General features: G+C 73.1%; 11 protein-coding genes and 1 riboswitch. Of the genes, 9 read left to right on the forward strand and 2 right to left on the reverse strand.

The annotated features are described in order from the left end of the window. Positions 1-57: 57 nt before the first annotated feature. Together ACZ434_RS17085 and ACZ434_RS17090 are read right to left on the reverse strand one after the other, a co-directional pair. Positions 58-1,185, reverse strand: coding sequence for an alpha/beta hydrolase (locus tag ACZ434_RS17085; RefSeq protein ID WP_468456451.1), 1,128 nt, complete (start codon positions 1,183-1,185; stop codon positions 58-60). Positions 1,186-1,402: 217 nt separating this feature from the next. Continuing rightward, positions 1,403-2,116: a class II aldolase/adducin family protein gene (locus tag ACZ434_RS17090; RefSeq protein WP_468456453.1), complete on the reverse strand. Its 714-nt coding sequence runs from the start codon at positions 2,114-2,116 to the stop codon at positions 1,403-1,405. Between the two features lie 154 nt (positions 2,117-2,270). Between ACZ434_RS17090 and ACZ434_RS17095 the strand changes: the two genes are divergently transcribed. The 9 genes from ACZ434_RS17095 to cobI all read left to right on the forward strand — a co-directional run bounded on the left by ACZ434_RS17095 (position 2,271) and on the right by cobI (position 15,228). Further along, on the forward strand, positions 2,271-3,530 hold the full coding sequence (locus tag ACZ434_RS17095; RefSeq protein ID WP_468456455.1) for an inorganic phosphate transporter: 1,260 nt from the start codon (positions 2,271-2,273) through the stop codon (positions 3,528-3,530). 31 nt (positions 3,531-3,561) lie between these two features. Next, on the forward strand, positions 3,562-3,783 hold the full coding sequence (locus ACZ434_RS17100; protein ID WP_468456457.1) for a hypothetical protein: 222 nt from the start codon (positions 3,562-3,564) through the stop codon (positions 3,781-3,783). 175 nt (positions 3,784-3,958) lie between these two features. Continuing rightward, a riboswitch (cobalamin riboswitch) is annotated at positions 3,959-4,094 on the forward strand. A 122-nt stretch (positions 4,095-4,216) separates the two neighbouring features. Further along, positions 4,217-5,158: a cobalamin biosynthesis protein gene (locus tag ACZ434_RS17105; protein WP_468456459.1), complete on the forward strand. Its 942-nt coding sequence runs from the start codon at positions 4,217-4,219 to the stop codon at positions 5,156-5,158. Beyond that, the gene (locus tag ACZ434_RS17110; RefSeq protein ID WP_468456461.1) at positions 5,155-6,666 is read left to right on the forward strand and encodes a cobyric acid synthase; all 1,512 of its coding nucleotides are present in this window, start codon (positions 5,155-5,157) and stop codon (positions 6,664-6,666) included. The genes ACZ434_RS17105 and ACZ434_RS17110 overlap by 4 nt, the downstream gene beginning before the upstream one ends. Next, complete coding sequence (cobN, locus tag ACZ434_RS17115) at positions 6,663-10,313, forward strand: cobaltochelatase subunit CobN (protein WP_468456463.1); 3,651 nt, start codon at positions 6,663-6,665, stop codon at positions 10,311-10,313. The genes ACZ434_RS17110 and cobN overlap by 4 nt, the downstream gene beginning before the upstream one ends. Positions 10,314-10,482: 169 nt before the next feature. Continuing rightward, positions 10,483-12,489, forward strand: a complete 2,007-nt coding sequence (locus ACZ434_RS17120) for a putative cobaltochelatase (RefSeq protein ID WP_468456465.1) — start codon at positions 10,483-10,485, stop codon at positions 12,487-12,489. Next, positions 12,489-13,088 carry a cob(I)yrinic acid a,c-diamide adenosyltransferase gene (gene cobO, locus ACZ434_RS17125; RefSeq protein WP_468456467.1) on the forward strand — a complete coding sequence of 200 codons (600 nt, stop codon included), beginning with the start codon at positions 12,489-12,491 and terminating at the stop codon, positions 13,086-13,088. The genes ACZ434_RS17120 and cobO overlap by 1 nt, the downstream gene beginning before the upstream one ends. Next, positions 13,082-14,500, forward strand: a complete 1,419-nt coding sequence (locus ACZ434_RS17130) for a cobyrinate a,c-diamide synthase (protein ID WP_468456469.1) — start codon at positions 13,082-13,084, stop codon at positions 14,498-14,500. The genes cobO and ACZ434_RS17130 overlap by 7 nt, the downstream gene beginning before the upstream one ends. Next, positions 14,497-15,228, forward strand: a complete 732-nt coding sequence (gene cobI, locus ACZ434_RS17135) for a precorrin-2 C(20)-methyltransferase (RefSeq protein WP_468456471.1) — start codon at positions 14,497-14,499, stop codon at positions 15,226-15,228. Before ACZ434_RS17130 ends, cobI begins: the two co-directional genes overlap by 4 nt. Positions 15,229-15,238 lie beyond the last annotated feature (10 nt).

Below are 15,238 nucleotides of genomic sequence, written 5' to 3' on the forward strand. Positions count from 1 at the left end.
CGGAGGGGCCGGATCAGGCCAGTGGTGCGACGCCAACCGGAACCGTTGGCACCGGCTTCACAGCAGCGGGGTGAGGAAGCGGCGCAGGGCCTCCTCGTAGGCCTCCGGGTCGGCGTTCCACATGGCGGCGTGGGCGGCGCCCCGGACGGTGTGCAGGGTGACCGTGTCGGGGTGGGCGGCGGCGAGACGGCGGGAGTACCGCCAGGGGGCCACCATGTCGTCGGGACCGTGGAAGATGTGCGTGGGGACACCGATCCGGTCCAGGTGGACGGCGCCGGGGCTGCGCTCGCCGTAGAGGCCCGTGCGGCCCTGCGCGGCGCGGACGGCGAGCGGGAGCAGCGGGCCCGGGGTGCGGTGGGCCGCGGCGAGGGCGCGCAGGGTCGCCTCCCAGCTGAGCACGGGCGAGTCGAGGATCAGACCGGCGACGCGGTCGCGCAGCTCGGAGCGGGCGGTGACGCGCAGGGCCATGGTCGCGCCGCTGGACCAGCCGTGCAGGACCACCTGCCGGGCGCCCGACCGCACCGCGTGGTGCAGCACGGCGTCGAGATCGCGCCACTCGGTCTCGCCGAGGTGGTTGAGGCCGTCCGGGGAGCGCGGCGCGCCGGGGTCGCCGCGGTAGGCGGGGGCGAGCACCGGGACGCGCCGGCGGTGCAGGAACTCCATGAGGTTCATGGTGTGTTCCCTGGTGGTGCCGAGGCCGTGGACGACGATCACCCAGGTGTTCCGGACGCCGGGCAGGAACCATACGGGTACGGGTCCGAGTTCGCCGGGGACCTCCAGGGCGGTGTGGTCCAGGCCGAGGGCGGTGCCGGGGTCGCCGGCGTACAGGTTCGGGGTGAGCCAGGCCCGGTCGCCGGGTTCCGGGGTGCCGTAGGTGACGCGTTCCAGCCGGCGGACGACGGTGTCGGCGGATCGCGCGGTGCCGGACAGCACGGGTCCGACGACCGCGTGGAACCCGTCCCCGGTGAGACCGTGGCGGCCGGGCCGCAGGGCGGCGAGGTCCCGGGTGAGGGTGACCTGGCCGGCGGCGGTGGCGTGGACGGTGAGCCGGGGTTCGGTGGGCAGGGGGCCGCCCGGCGGGATCCTGAGGGCGGAATCACTGGCGAACCGGCCGGCGGCCACGGCGGCGGCGCCGGCGCCTATCACGGCGGTGACGGCAGCGGCCGTCGCTCTGACAGTGCGCACGTTTTCCAGTGTCATGGGGGGACGGGTACCCGGCCAGTGGGGGTGGCTGCGGTGGGGATTCGGCCGGGGCGGGGTGGCTCCGCCGGTGCGGGAGGGTGGGGGTGCCGGCAAGGGGTTCTTCGCCCCCGCCGCCCCTTCCCGTCCCGTCCCTGGGGCTGCGCCCCAGACCCCCTTCGGCCCTTCGGGCCTCGTCCTCAAGCGCCGGACGGGCTGTTCCTCAGCCCGGCTGGCCGTAGCCGCGCAGGTGTTCGCCCGCCTCCTCCAGTTGCTCCCGGGTCAGGAGGTGCGGGGTCAGGCCCGGGACCGATGACGCGGTGAGCCAGAGGCGGCACATCCACTCCAGTTGGGCGGTGCGGTCGTAGGCCTGGGCGAGGGTCGTGCCGTGGGTGACCGTGCCGTGGTTCCGGAGCAGGCAGCCGGTGCGGCCGTCGAGGGCGCGGAGCATGTTCCCGGCCAGTTCGTCGGTGCCGTACGTGGCGTAGGGGGCGACCCGGACGGGGCCGCCCAGCGCGGCGGCCATGTAGTGGATCGGGGGCAGTTCGCCGACGAGGGTGGAGACGGCCGTGGCGTGGACGGCGTGCGTGTGCACGACGGCGCGCGCGGCGGTGGTGCGGTACACCGCGAGGTGCATGGGAAGCTCGCTGGTCGGGACCAGCGAGCCGAGCACCTGCCGGCCGGCGAGGTCGACGCCCGTCACATCGTCCGGCGTCAGCCGGTCGTACGGCACTCCCGACGGCGTGACCAGCACCGTCTCGCCGACCCGCACCGACACGTTGCCGGAGGTGCCGACGACGAGTCCGTCGGCGACGGTCCGGCGCGCGGTCTCGACGAGCTCCCGCCAGGCGTGCGCCTCCTCCTCGCCGACCCGCCGGCTCCCCGTGGGGTGCCCGGCGTCCTCCGCTTCCCGTCCGTCCCGCTGCCGCCCGGTCATACCGCGATCCTGCCAGGTGGCCTGCGCACTGGGCCGTCCGGCGGAGCGGCCACCCCCTCTTACGGTCACCACGATGCCCATTCCAGTTCATCTTCCGTTCACCCTGGTTACCTACGTTCGACCAGCCAATGACCTCGAACGATTGCCTGGGTAAATGGAAAGCTTCTCGCTGATCCTCGCGATTGTGGTGGTAACCGCACTCGCGTTCGATTTCACGAACGGTTTCCACGACACCGCGAACGCGATGGCAACGACCATTTCGACCGGTGCCCTGCGACCCAAGGTCGCGGTGGCCATGTCCGCCGTACTGAACCTCGTGGGCGCATTCCTCTCGGTGGAGGTCGCCAACACGATCTCCAAAGGCCTCGTCGACGAGGCGGGCATCCGTCCCGAGGTCATCTTCGCCGCATTGGTCGGCGCGATCCTCTGGAACCTGCTGACCTGGCTGGTCGGACTGCCGTCCAGCTCCTCGCACGCCCTCATGGGCGGTCTGATCGGCGCCACCGTCGCCTCCGCCGGTTTCGGCGCGGTGCACGGCGACGTCCTCGTCACCAAGGTACTGATCCCCGCGATCGCCGCCCCGCTGGTGGCCGGTCTCGCCGCGATGTTCGCGACCCGGCTGACCTACCGCCTGGGCCGCAAGGCCGACGGCAAGGCCTCCGAGAAGGGCTACCGCGCCGGCCAGATCGCCTCCGCCGGCCTGGTCTCCCTGGCCCACGGCACCAACGACGCCCAGAAGACGATGGGCATCATCACGCTCGCCCTGGTCGCCGGCGGCGCCCTCGCCCCCGACTCCGACCCGCCGATGTGGGTCATCGTCTCGGCCGGTGTCGCCATCGCGCTGGGCACCTACCTCGGCGGCTGGCGCATCATCCGCACCATGGGCAAGGGCCTGACCGACCTCCAGCCGCAGCAGGGCTTCGCCGCCCAGACCAGCGCCGCGACGGTCATCCTGGCCTCCTCGCACCTCGGCTTCTCCCTCTCCACCACGCACTCCGTCTCCGGTGCCGTGATGGGCGCGGGCCTCGGCCGCAAGGGCGGTGTCGTCCGCTGGTCGACCGCCACCCGCATGTTCGTCGCCTGGGGTCTGACGCTGCCCGCGGCGGCCTTCGTCGCGGCCGTCGCCGAGTGGGTCTGCGGCTTCGGCAGCTGGGGCACCGCGGTCGTGGCCGTCTTCCTGGTCGCCTCCAGCTTCGCCATCTGGAAGATCTCCCGCCGCGAGATCGTCGACCACACCAACGTCAACGACCACGAGGTCCCGGGCGAGGCGCCGTCCGGCGAGGAGCCGTCCGGCGTGGTGACGCAGGCGATGGCCGCCGTCACCCCTCCCCCGGCGGGCACCGTGACCGATGAACTCGCGGCCACGATCCCGGCCCCCAACGACCCGGCGGCGCCGGCCAAGACCGCCGTCTGACCGCGACCCGGTACGAAGGAAGAAGAGCACCATGCAGATCGACTGGGCAGCCCTCGGCTCCGTCTTCGGCGTCAGCCTCGTGGTCACCGTGGCGCTGGTGGCCCTGTTCACCCTCGGCATCACCGGACTGTCCCGCCGCGAGCGGGCAGCCGCCCAGGGCCAGTCCGCGGTCCTGGCCGTCACCGGCGCCTGGGCATGCTTCGCGGCGTGCGCGGCGGCGGTGGGCTACGGGATCTACCTGATCATGGCCTGACCCCGGCCCGGATCATGCCCTGATCCACGATCGTCACCGTCCGGCGGGCGGTGCGGGAGCCCCGGCACCCGCACCGCCCGCCGTCGTGTGCGCACCCCGCCCGCGGTTCACCCACCGGAACCCCTCTGTGGGCCTCAGCACACTTCAGCCTCGCAGGTCAACGGCAAGTTGACGGCCCTTCGGGGGCCGTGGTGGACTGCCTCAGCCAATACGGCGGCAGGAGAGGAAGCCGGTGCGATTCCGGCGCGGTCCCGCCACTGTCACCGGGTGAACACCCGGGAGCCAGGAACTCTCACCGCCGGTCTCGTCGAACCAGGGCGTGGACACCCTGAGTGAGGACATATCGCCATGCGCGGCTGCCTGTCGAGGTCGATCAGCGACACCCCACCCCGCTTCGGGGCCGGTCCCTCCGGATCCGTCACCGGCTGACCCCATGGGTGCCGATCGCGTATTCGCGTACGGCGCCGCCGCCGGCCTCCTCGGCGACCTGCTGCTCGGCGATCCCCGCCGTGGGCACCCGGTCGCCGCTTTCGGGCGGGCCGCGGCTGCCGTGGAACGAGTGCTGTGGCGCGACGACCGGGGCCGGGGTGCCGTGCACACCGCCGTGTGCGTCGGCGGCGCCGTGGCGCTGGGCGGCGTCGCCGCCCGCTGTGTGCGCTCCTCCCCCGCCGCCTCCGTCGCGCTGACGGCCGCCGCCACCTGGGCGGTCGTCGGGGGCACCTCGCTGGCCCGGGAGGCCCGCGCCGTCGGGCGGGCCCTGGAGGCCGGGGACGTCGAGGCGGCGCGGGAGCGGCTGCCGCACCTGTGCGGCCGTGACCCGCAGGCGCTGGACGCCGACGGCATCGCCCGCGCGGTGGTGGAGTCGGTCGCCGAGAACACCTCCGACGCCGTGGTGGGCGCGCTCGTGTGGGGCGCCGCCGCAGGGGTGCCGGGCCTGCTCGGGTTCCGGGCCGTCAACACCCTGGACGCGATGGTCGGCCACAAGTCCCCCCGCCACCGCCGCTACGGCTGGGCCTCCGCCCGTCTCGACGACGTGGCCGGCTGGCCGGGGGCGCGGCTGACCGCCGTACTCGCCGCGGCCGGCGGACCGGACCCGCGCGGCGCGGTACGGGCCTGGCGGGCCGACGCGCACCGCCATCCGAGCCCCAACGCCGGTCCCGTCGAGGCGTCCTTCGCGGGCGCGCTCGGGGTACGGCTCGGCGGGACGCTCTCCTACAGCGGCCGGGTCGAGCACCGGCCGGTACTCAACGGCGGCGGGCGGGCCGTCGCCGTGTCCGACATCGACCGGGCGGTACGGCTGTCGCGGCGCGTGGGCTGGCTGGCGCTCGGCGCCGGTGTGCTCGCGCGGAGCATCGTGAAGGGACGCAGGCCATGAGCGGTGGGGGGCTGCTGGTCGCCGGGACCACCTCGGACGCCGGCAAGAGCGTGGTGACCGCCGGGATCTGCCGGTGGCTGGTGCGGCAGGGCGTCAAGGTCGCGCCGTTCAAGGCGCAGAACATGTCGCTGAACTCGTTCGTCACCCGGGAGGGCGCCGAGATCGGGCGGGCGCAGGCCATGCAGGCCCAGGCCTGCCGCCTCGAGCCGACGGCGCTGATGAACCCGGTGCTGCTCAAGCCGGGCGGCGAGCGGTCCAGCCAGGTGGTGCTGCTGGGCAAGCCCGTCGGTGAGATGAGCGCGCGCGGCTACCACGGCGGGCGGCAGCAGCGGCTGCTCGGCACGGTGCTGGACTGCCTGGAGCAGCTGCGGAGCACGCACGACGCGGTGATCTGCGAGGGCGCCGGCAGCCCGGCCGAGATCAATCTGCGGCGCACGGACATCGTGAACATGGGGATCGCCCGGGCGGCCGGACTGCCCGTCCTGATCGTGGGCGACATCGACCGCGGCGGCGTCTTCGCGTCCTTCTTCGGCACCGTCGCCCTGCTGTCCCCCGAGGACCAGGACCTGGTCGCCGGGTTCCTCGTGAACAAGTTCCGGGGCGACGTGTCGCTGCTGGAGCCGGGGCTCGGCATGCTGCACGGCCTGACCGGGCGCCGGACGTACGGGGTGCTGCCGTTCCGGCACGGGCTCGGCATCGACGAGGAGGACGGACTGCGGGTGTCCCTGCGGGGAGCCGTCCGGGAGTCCGCGGTGACCGCGCCGGCCGGTGAGGACGTGCTGCGGGTCGCCGTGTGCGCGGTGCCGCTGATGTCCAACTTCACGGACGTCGACGCCCTCGCCGCCGAGCCGGGGGTCGTGGTGCGGTTCGTGGACCGGCCCGAGGAACTCACCGACGCCGACCTCGTGGTCGTCCCGGGTACGCGCGGCACCGTACGGGCGCTGGAGTGGCTGAGGGAGCGCGGGCTGGCGGACGCGCTGCGGCGGCGGGCGGCCGAGGGACGGCCCGTGCTGGGCATCTGCGGCGGCTTCCAGATCCTCGGCGAGCACATCGAGGACGAGGTCGAGAGCCGCGCCGGGCACGTGGACGGGCTCGGCGTCCTGCCCGTACGGGTGCGGTTCGCCCGCGAGAAGACTCTGACGCGGCCCGTCGGACAGGCCCTCGGGGAGCCCGTCGAGGGGTACGAGATCCATCACGGGATCGCCGAGGTCACAGCGGGCGAACCCTTCTTGGACGGCTGCCGGGTCGGCCAGACCTGGGGCACGCACTGGCACGGCTCACTGGAGTCGGACGGTTTCCGGCGGGCCTTCCTGCGCGAGGTGGCGCGGGCCTCGGGCCGCCGCTTCGTACCGGCCCCCGACACCTCGTTCGCCGCGCTGCGCGAGGAGCAGCTCGACCGGCTCGGCGACCTGATCGAACACCACGCGGACACGGACGCGCTGTGGCGGCTCATCGAGTCCGGCGCACCGCGAGACCTGCCCTTCATCGAACCGGGAGCGCCCGCATGAGCACTGTGCTGTTGTTGTCGACCGCCGACACGGACCTCCTGGCCGCCCGGGCCTCCGGCGCCGCCTACCGGATCGGCAACCCGACCCGCGTGGACGTGACGGACGAGTTGCCCGCGCTGCTCGACGGGGCGGACCTCGCCGTCGTACGGCTGCTCGGCGGCAAGCGTGCCTGGGAGGACGGGCTGGCGGCGCTGAAGGCGTCCGGCGTCCCGACGGTGCTGCTCGGCGGGGAGAGCGTGCCGGACGCGGAACTGATGGCCGAGTCGACGGTGCCGGCCGGGGTGGTCGCCGAAGCACTGCGGTACCTCGTCGAGGGCGGCCCGGAGAACCTCACCGAACTGGCCCGGTTCCTGTCCGACACCGTGCTGCTGACCGGCGAGGGGTTCGAACAGCCGCGGAAGATGCCGGAGTACGGCGTCCACGGCACCCGGCCCCTGGAACCGGGACGCCCGACCGTCGGCGTGCTCTTCTACCGGGCTCACGAACTGAGCGGCAACACCGCCTTCGTGGACACCCTGTGCGACGCGATCGAGGCGCGGGGCGCCAACGCCCTGCCGGTGTACTGCGGTTCGCTGCGCGGCGCGGATCCCGAGCTGTACTCCCTGTTGTCGAAGGCCGACACCCTCGTCGCCACCGTGCTCGCGGCCGGCGGCACGCACGCCTCGCAGGCGTCGGCGGGCGGTGACGAGGAGGCCTGGGACATCGGCGCGTTGGCCGACCTGGACGTGCCGGTGCTGCAAGGGCTGTGCCTCACGTCGTCGCGCGCGGCCTGGGAGGAGTCCGACGCCGCCCTGTCCCCCATGGACGCGGCGATGCAGGTCGCCATCCCGGAGTTCGACGGACGGCTGGTCACGGTGCCGTTCTCCTTCAAGGAGCAGGGCCCGGACGACGTGCCGGTGTACGTGGCGGACCCCGAGCGGGCCGCCCGGGTCGCGGGGATCGCGGTGCGGCACGCCCGGCTGGGGCACACCCCGAACGCGGAGAAGAAGGTCGCGCTGGTCTTCACCGCGTACCCGACCAAGCACTCGCGCGTGGGCAACGCGGTGGGGCTCGACACCCCGGCCTCGGCGGTGCGCGTCCTGGACGCGCTGCGCGACGCCGGGTACGCGGTCGACGGCTACCCGTCCGGCGGCGACGAGCTGATCCACCGGTTGATCGAGGCCGGCGGCCACGACGTCGAGTGGCTGACGGAGGAGCAGTTGGCCGCCGCGCCCGCACGGGTGCCGCTGGCGGACTACCGGGCGTGGTTCGAGAAGCTGGACCCGCAACTGCGGGACGGCATGCGGGAGGCGTGGGGCGAACCGCCGGGCTCGCTGTACGTCGACGGGGACGACATCGTGCTCGCGTCGCTGCGGTTCGGGAACGTCGTGGTGATGATCCAGCCGCCGCGCGGCTTCGGGGAGAACCCGATCGCGATCTACCACGACCCCGACATGCCGCCTTCGCATCACTACCTGGCGGCCTACCGCTGGCTGGAGAACAGTTTCGGCGCCGACGCGATCGTGCACATGGGCAAGCACGGCACGATGGAGTGGCTGCCGGGCAAGGGGCTCGGGCTGAGCGCCGGGTGCGCACCGGACGCGGTGCTGGGCGACCTGCCGCTGATCTACCCGTTCATCGTCAACGACCCCGGTGAGGGGACGCAGGCCAAGCGGCGCGGGCACGCGACCGTGGTCGACCACCTCGTACCGCCGATGGCACGCGCCGACACCTACGGCGACCTGGCGAAGCTGGAGCAGCTGCTCGACGAGTACGCGCTGGTCTCCGACCTGGACCCGGCGAAGGCACCGGCGGTCCGCGCGCAGATCTGGACGCTGGTCAAGGCGGCCGAGCTCCACCACGACCTGCACGTGGACGACCAGCCGGACGACGACGACTTCGACGAGTTCGTCATGCACATCGACGGCTACCTGTGCGAGATCAAGGACGTGCAGATCCGCGACGGCCTGCACATTCTGGGCGGCGGGCCGGTCGGCGAACCGCGCGTGAATCTGGTGCTGGCGGTGCTGCGTGCCTCACAGGTGTGGGGCGGGCAGGCGAACGCCCTGCCGGGGCTGCGGGCCGCGCTGGCCGAGCACTTCGGGCTGGTGGAGAAGGAGTTGCTGGCCGAGCCGGGCGCTCCGGTGAAGGTCGCGGCGGAGCTGACGGAGCTGGTGGACGGACCGGCACGGACGGGCGCCGACACGATCGACCTGCTGGAGCAGCTGTGCCGGCGGTTCGCGGAGGGCATGGAGGAGCGCGGCTGGGCGGCCGACGCGGTCCCCGCGCTGGTGCGGGAGGTACTGGGGGACGAACTCCCCGACGCGGTCGCCGTGTTGCGGTTCGCCTGCGAGGAGGTGGTGCCCCGGCTGGCCCGTACCACGGACGAGATCGGGAACATCCTGCGGGCGCTGGACGGGGGGTACGTCCCTGCGGGGCCCTCGGGTTCGCCGACGCGCGGGCTGGTCAACGTGCTGCCGACCGGGCGGAACTTCTACTCCGTCGACCCCAAGGCCATTCCGTCCCGGCTGAGTTGGGAGGTCGGGCAGTCGCTCGCGGACTCGCTGGTGCAGCGGTACGTGCAGGACACGGGTGAGTATCCGAAGTCCGTCGGCCTGACGGTGTGGGGCACGTCGGCGATGCGCACCCAGGGCGACGACATCGCCGAGATCCTGGCGCTGCTGGGGTGCCGTCCGGTGTGGGACGACGCGTCCCGGCGGGTCACCGGGTTCGAGGTGGTCGGCCTGGAGGAACTGGGCCGGCCGCGCATCGACGTCACGGTCCGCATCTCCGGGTTCTTCCGGGACGCGTTCCCGCATGTCGTGGGGCTGATCGACGACGCGGTACGCGCGGTGGCGGAGCTGGACGAACCGGCCGAGTCCAACTACGTGCGGGCGCACGTGGAGGAGGACACGGCGGACCACGGTGACCGACGACGCGCGACGGCTCGCATCTTCGGTTCCAAGCCGGGGGCGTACGGGGCGGGCCTGCTGCCGCTGATCGACGCGCGGAACTGGCGCTCGGACGCGGACCTCGCCGAGGTGTACGCGGTGTGGGGCGGCTACGCCTACGGGCGCGGGCTCGACGGGCGGGCGGCGCGCGGGGACATGGAGACGGCGTTCCGGCGGATCGCGGTGGCGGCGAAGAATGTCGACACGCGTGAACATGACATCGCGGATGCGGACGACTACTTCCAGTATCACGGCGGCATGGTCGCCATGGTGCGGCATCTGACGGGGGCCAGCCCGGAGGCGTACGTCGGGGACTCGGCGACACCGGACCAGGTGAAGACCCGAACTCTGGGCGAGGAAACGCACCGGGTCTTCCGGGCCCGCGTGGTCAACCCCCGCTGGATGGCGGCCATGCGGCGCCACGGGTACAAGGGCGCCTTCGAGATGGCGGCCACCGTCGACTACCTCTTCGGGTACGACGCCACGGCCGGGGTCGTGGACGACTGGATGTACGAGAAGTTGTCGGCCGAGTACGTGTTCTCGCCGGAGAACCAGGAGTTCATGCGCCAGTCCAATCCGTGGGCATTGCGGGGCATCACGGAACGGCTGCTGGAGGCGGCGGACCGCGGCCTGTGGGCGGAGCCGGACCAGGAGACCCTCGACCGGCTCCGGGTGACCTACCTCGAACTCGAGGGAGATCTGGAGGAAGAGGAGTGACTCTCCCCCGCAGCCCCGCGTCGGCGGGGAGCAGTCAACAAGGTCGTGTTCCCGAGTGTCGACGTCCGGACCACCCCCGCGCCGGCGGGGAACACACCCCCAGTGTGTCAACTGCTCCTGCTTACAGCGCTCATCCATCGCACCAGCCGCTCGAAGGAGTGATTCCGGCATGAGTGTCCCCTTTCCGTTCACGGCCGTCGTCGGTCAGGACGATCTGCGGCTCGCACTGCTGCTGAACGCCGTCTCCCCGACGGTCGGCGGGGTGCTGGTGCGCGGCGAGAAAGGCACCGCGAAGTCCACGGCCGTACGCGCCGTTTCGGCGTTGTTGCCGGAAGTCGCCGTGGTGTCCGGCTGCCGGTTCTCCTGTGACCCCTCGGCCCCGGACCCCGCGTGCCCGGACGGGCCGCACGAGAGCGGGAGCGGTGCCGCACGGTCCGCCCGCATGGTCGAACTGCCCGTCGGTGCCTCCGAGGACCGGCTGGTCGGGGCGCTGGACATCGAGCGGGCGCTGGCGGAGGGCGTGAAGGCCTTCGAGCCGGGCCTGCTGGCCGACGCGCATCGCGGGATTCTGTACGTCGACGAGGTCAATCTCCTTCATGACCATCTGGTCGACCTGCTGCTGGACGCGGCGGCGATGGGCGCCTCCTACGTCGAGCGCGAGGGTGTCTCCGTGCGGCATGCCGCGCGATTCCTGCTGGTCGGAACCATGAACCCCGAGGAGGGGGAACTCAGGCCTCAGCTTCTCGACCGGTTCGGGCTGACCGTCGAGGTCGCCGCCTCGCGCGAGCCCGACCAGCGTGTGGAAGTCGTGCGGCGGCGGCTCGCGTACGACGACGATCCCGCCGGGTTCGCCGCGCGGTGGGCCGACGAGGAGGCCGCCGTACGGGCGCGGATCGTGGCGGCGCGGGAGTTGTTGCCGTCGGTGCGGCTCGGGGACGGGGCGTTGCGGCAGATCGCGGCGACCTGTGCGGCGTTCGAGGTGGACGGCATGCGGGCCGACATCGTGATGGCGCGTACGGCGACCGCGCTGGCCGCTTGGGCCGGGCGGACGGATGTGCTCGCCGAGGACGTGCGGCAGGCGGCGCTGCTCGCTCTGCCGCATCGCAGGCGGCGTTCGCCGTTCGATGCCCCCGGCCTCGACGAGGACAAGCTCGACGAGACGCTCGAGGAGTTCGGGGGCGACGACGAGCCAGACCCCGATCCGGACGGGCCGGGCGGCCCCGACGGGGGTGGCGGGCAGCCGCCCGAGGAGGGGCCGGAGGGCGGTGGTGACGCGGGGGCGTCGGCCGAGGCCGAGGAGTCCGGGGAGTCCGGGGAGTCGCAGCCGGCCGGGGCCGGTTCCGGTGAGCGGTCGCCCGTGGGTGCTGCCGAGCCGTTCCGGACGAAGGTGCTGAGCGTGCCCGGGCTCGGCGAGGGTGCCGCCGGGCGGCGTTCGCGGGCGCGGACCGAGCACGGGCGGACCACGGGCGCCCGGCGGCCACAGGGTGCCCTGACCACGTTGCACCTGGCCGCCACCGTCCAGGCCGCGGCGCCGCATCAGCGGGCGCGGGGCCGCAGGGGGCCGGGGCTGTTGGTGCGCCGGGACGATCTGAGGCAAGCGGTGCGCGAGGGGCATGAATCCAATCTCGTGCTGTTCGTCGTCGACGCCTCCGGGTCGATGGCCGCGCGGCAGCGGATGAGTGCGGTGAAGGGTGCCGTGCTGTCGCTGCTGCTCGATGCCTATCAGCGGCGGGACAAGGTCGGTCTGGTGACCTTCCGGGGCTCGGCGGCCGATGTGGCCCTGCCTCCCACGTCGTCGGTGGACGCGGCGGCGGCACGGCTGGAGTCGTTGCCGACGGGTGGGCGGACTCCGCTCGCGGCGGGGCTGCTCAGGGCGCACGAGGTGCTGCGGGTGGAGCGGTTGCGGGATCCGGCGCGGCGTCCGCTGGTCGTGGTGGTCACGGACGGACGGGCCACCGGTGGGCCGGAGCCGGTCGCGCTGGCCTCGCGTGCGGCGCGGCTGTTCGCGGCCGACGGGGTCGCGTCGGTGGTCGTGGACTGCGAGTCGGGGCCGGTGCGGCTGGGGCTCGCGGGGCGGTTGGCCGGGGAGTTGGGCGGCAGTGCCGTGACGCTGGGCGAGTTGCGGGCGGACAGCATCGCCGGGCTGGTGAAGGACGTACAGAGGAGGGCCGCGTAATGCCGAAGGGGCAGCCGGATGTCGTACCCGATGACGGGCTGACGACGCGGCAGCGGCGCAATCGGCCGCTGGTCGTCGTGCACACGGGGATCGGGAAGGGCAAGTCGACGGCCGCGTTCGGGCTGGCGTTGCGGGCCTGGAACCAGGGGTGGCCGATCGGGGTGTTCCAGTTCGTCAAGTCGGCGAAGTGGAAGGTCGGCGAGGAGAACGCGCTGCGGGTGCTCGGCGCCTCCGGTGAGGGCGGGTCCGTCGACTGGCACAAGATGGGCGAGGGCTGGTCGTGGGTCCAGCGGGACGCGCAGCTGGACAACGAGGAGAAGGCCCGGGAGGGCTGGGAGCAGGTCAAGCGGGACCTGGCCGCCGAGACGTACAAGCTGTATGTGCTGGACGAGTTCGCCTACCCGATGCACTGGGGGTGGGTGGACACCGATGAGGTGGTGTCCGTGCTGCGGGAGCGGCCGGGGACGCAGCATGTGGTGATCACCGGGCGGAACGCGCCAGGGAAGCTGGTGGAGTTCGCCGATCTCGTGACCGACATGTCCAAGGTCAAGCATCCGATGGATGCGGGGCAGAAGGGGCAGAGGGGCATCGAGTGGTGAGCTCCGTTCCACGGCTGGTGATCGCCGCGCCCTCGTCGGGGAGCGGGAAGACCACCGTTGCCACGGGGTTGATGGCCGCGCTGTCCGCGCGGGGGCTCGCCGTGTCCCCGCACAAGGTGGGGCCCGACTACATCGATCCCGGGTACCACGCGCTGGCCACCGGGCGGGTGGGGCGGAACCTCGACGCGTATCTGTGCGGTCCTGAGCTGGTGGCTCCGCTGTTCGCGCATGGTGCGCGGGGGTGCGACATCGCCGTCGTCGAGGGGGTGATGGGGCTGTTCGACGGGGCTGCGGGGGAAGGTGAACTGGCGTCCACCGCGCAGGTCGCGAAGCTGTTGCGGGCGCCGGTCGTGCTGGTCGTCGACGCGTCGTCGCAGTCCCGGTCGGTGGCGGCGTTGGTGCACGGGTTCGTGAGCTGGGATCCGGGGGTGCGGGTCGGGGGTGTGATCCTGAACAAGGTCGCCTCGGATCGGCATGAGGGGTTGTTGCGGGAGGCGTTGGACTCCGTCGGGGTGCCGGTGCTCGGGGTGCTGCGGCGGGCCGCGCAGGTGGAGACGCCGGCTCGGCATCTGGGGTTGGTGCCGGTTGCGGAGCGGGGTGCTTTGGCTGTCGACGCCGTTGAGGCGATGGCTGCGCGGGTGGCTGCCGGGTGTGATCTGTCGGCGTTGGTCGCGCTGGCGTCGAGTGCGGGGCCCTTGGCGGGTGCGGGGTGGGATGCGGGTGAGGCTTTGGCTTCTTCGCCTCCGCCGCCCCTTCCCTTCCCGTCCCTGGGGGCTTCGCCCCCGGACCCCCTTCGCGCAGTTCCCCGCGCCCCTCGGGTTGCCGTTGCCGGTGGGGCTGCGTTCACGTTCTCCTATGCCGAGCATGCCGAGTTGTTGTCCGCTGCCGGGGCCGAGGTCGTCGGCTTCGATCCGTTGCGGGACGAGGAACTGCCCGAGGGGACCCGCGGGATCGTCATCGGCGGTGGGTTTCCCGAGGTGTACGCCGCCGAGTTGTCCGCCAACGAGCGGCTCAGGAAGTCCGTCGCCGCCCTCGCGGAGAGCGGGGCTCCCGTCGCCGCCGAGTGTGCGGGGTTGCTGTATCTGTGCCGGGAGCTGGACGGGCTGCCCATGTGCGGGGTGCTGGACGCCTCCGCGCGGATGTCGGAGCGGCTGACCCTGGGATACCGGGACGCCGTGGCCGTGAGTGACAGCGCGCTGGCCGGGGCCGGTACGCGGATGCGGGGGCACGAGTTCCACCGGACCGTGGTCGAGCCGGGCGCCGGGGACGCTCCCGCCTGGGGGATGCGGGTGCCCGAGCGGCGGGTCGAGGGATTCGTGGAGCGCGGTGTGCACGCGAGCTATCTGCACACGCACTGGGCGTCCGAGCCCGGTGTCGCCCGTCGGTTCGTGGAGAGGTGCCGGACGTCATGAGCAGCAGGCTGGTCGGGGTCGGAGTGGGGCCCGGGGATCCGGAGCTGGTGACCGTCAAGGGGGTCAACGCGCTGCGGGCGGCGGATGTCGTCGTCGTACCCGTGATGGACACGGGCGAGCGGGGGCGGGCCGAGGCGACCGTGCTGCACTACGTGCCCGCCGGGAAGGTCGTCCGGGTGGTGTTCGCGCTGAACGAGCGGACCGACCGGGCGCGGCGCGAGGCCGCGTGGGACGCCGCCGGTGAGCGGGTCGCGGGGCTGCTGCGGGAGCACGGGGCCGTGGCCTTCGCGACGATCGGGGATCCGAACGTGTACTCGACGTTCACGTATCTCGCGCAGACCGTCGGCGGGCTGGTGCCGGGGACGGTCGTGGAGACGGTGCCGGGGATCACCGCCATGCAGGATCTGGCGGCGCGTTCCGGGGCCGTGCTGACCGAGGGGACGGAGCCGCTCACGCTGGTGCCGGTGACCGCCGGGGCCGCCGTGCTCAAGGAGGCGCTGGCGGGGCCCGGGACCGTCGTCGCGTACAAGTTCGGGCGGCAGGCCGGTGAGGTGGCCGAGGCGCTGCGGGAGACCGGGCGGATCGGTGACGCGGTGTGGGGGTCGGCGCTCGGGCTGCCGGAGGAGTCGGTGCGTCCGGCCGCTGATTTGGACGGGGCTCCGCTGCCGTATCTGTCGACGCTCATCGCGCCGCCGCGGCGCGACGGCGGGCGGGGCGGCAAACTGTGAGCGGGGCCGG

Source organism: Streptomyces sp. NPDC030893, from assembly GCF_055571535.1.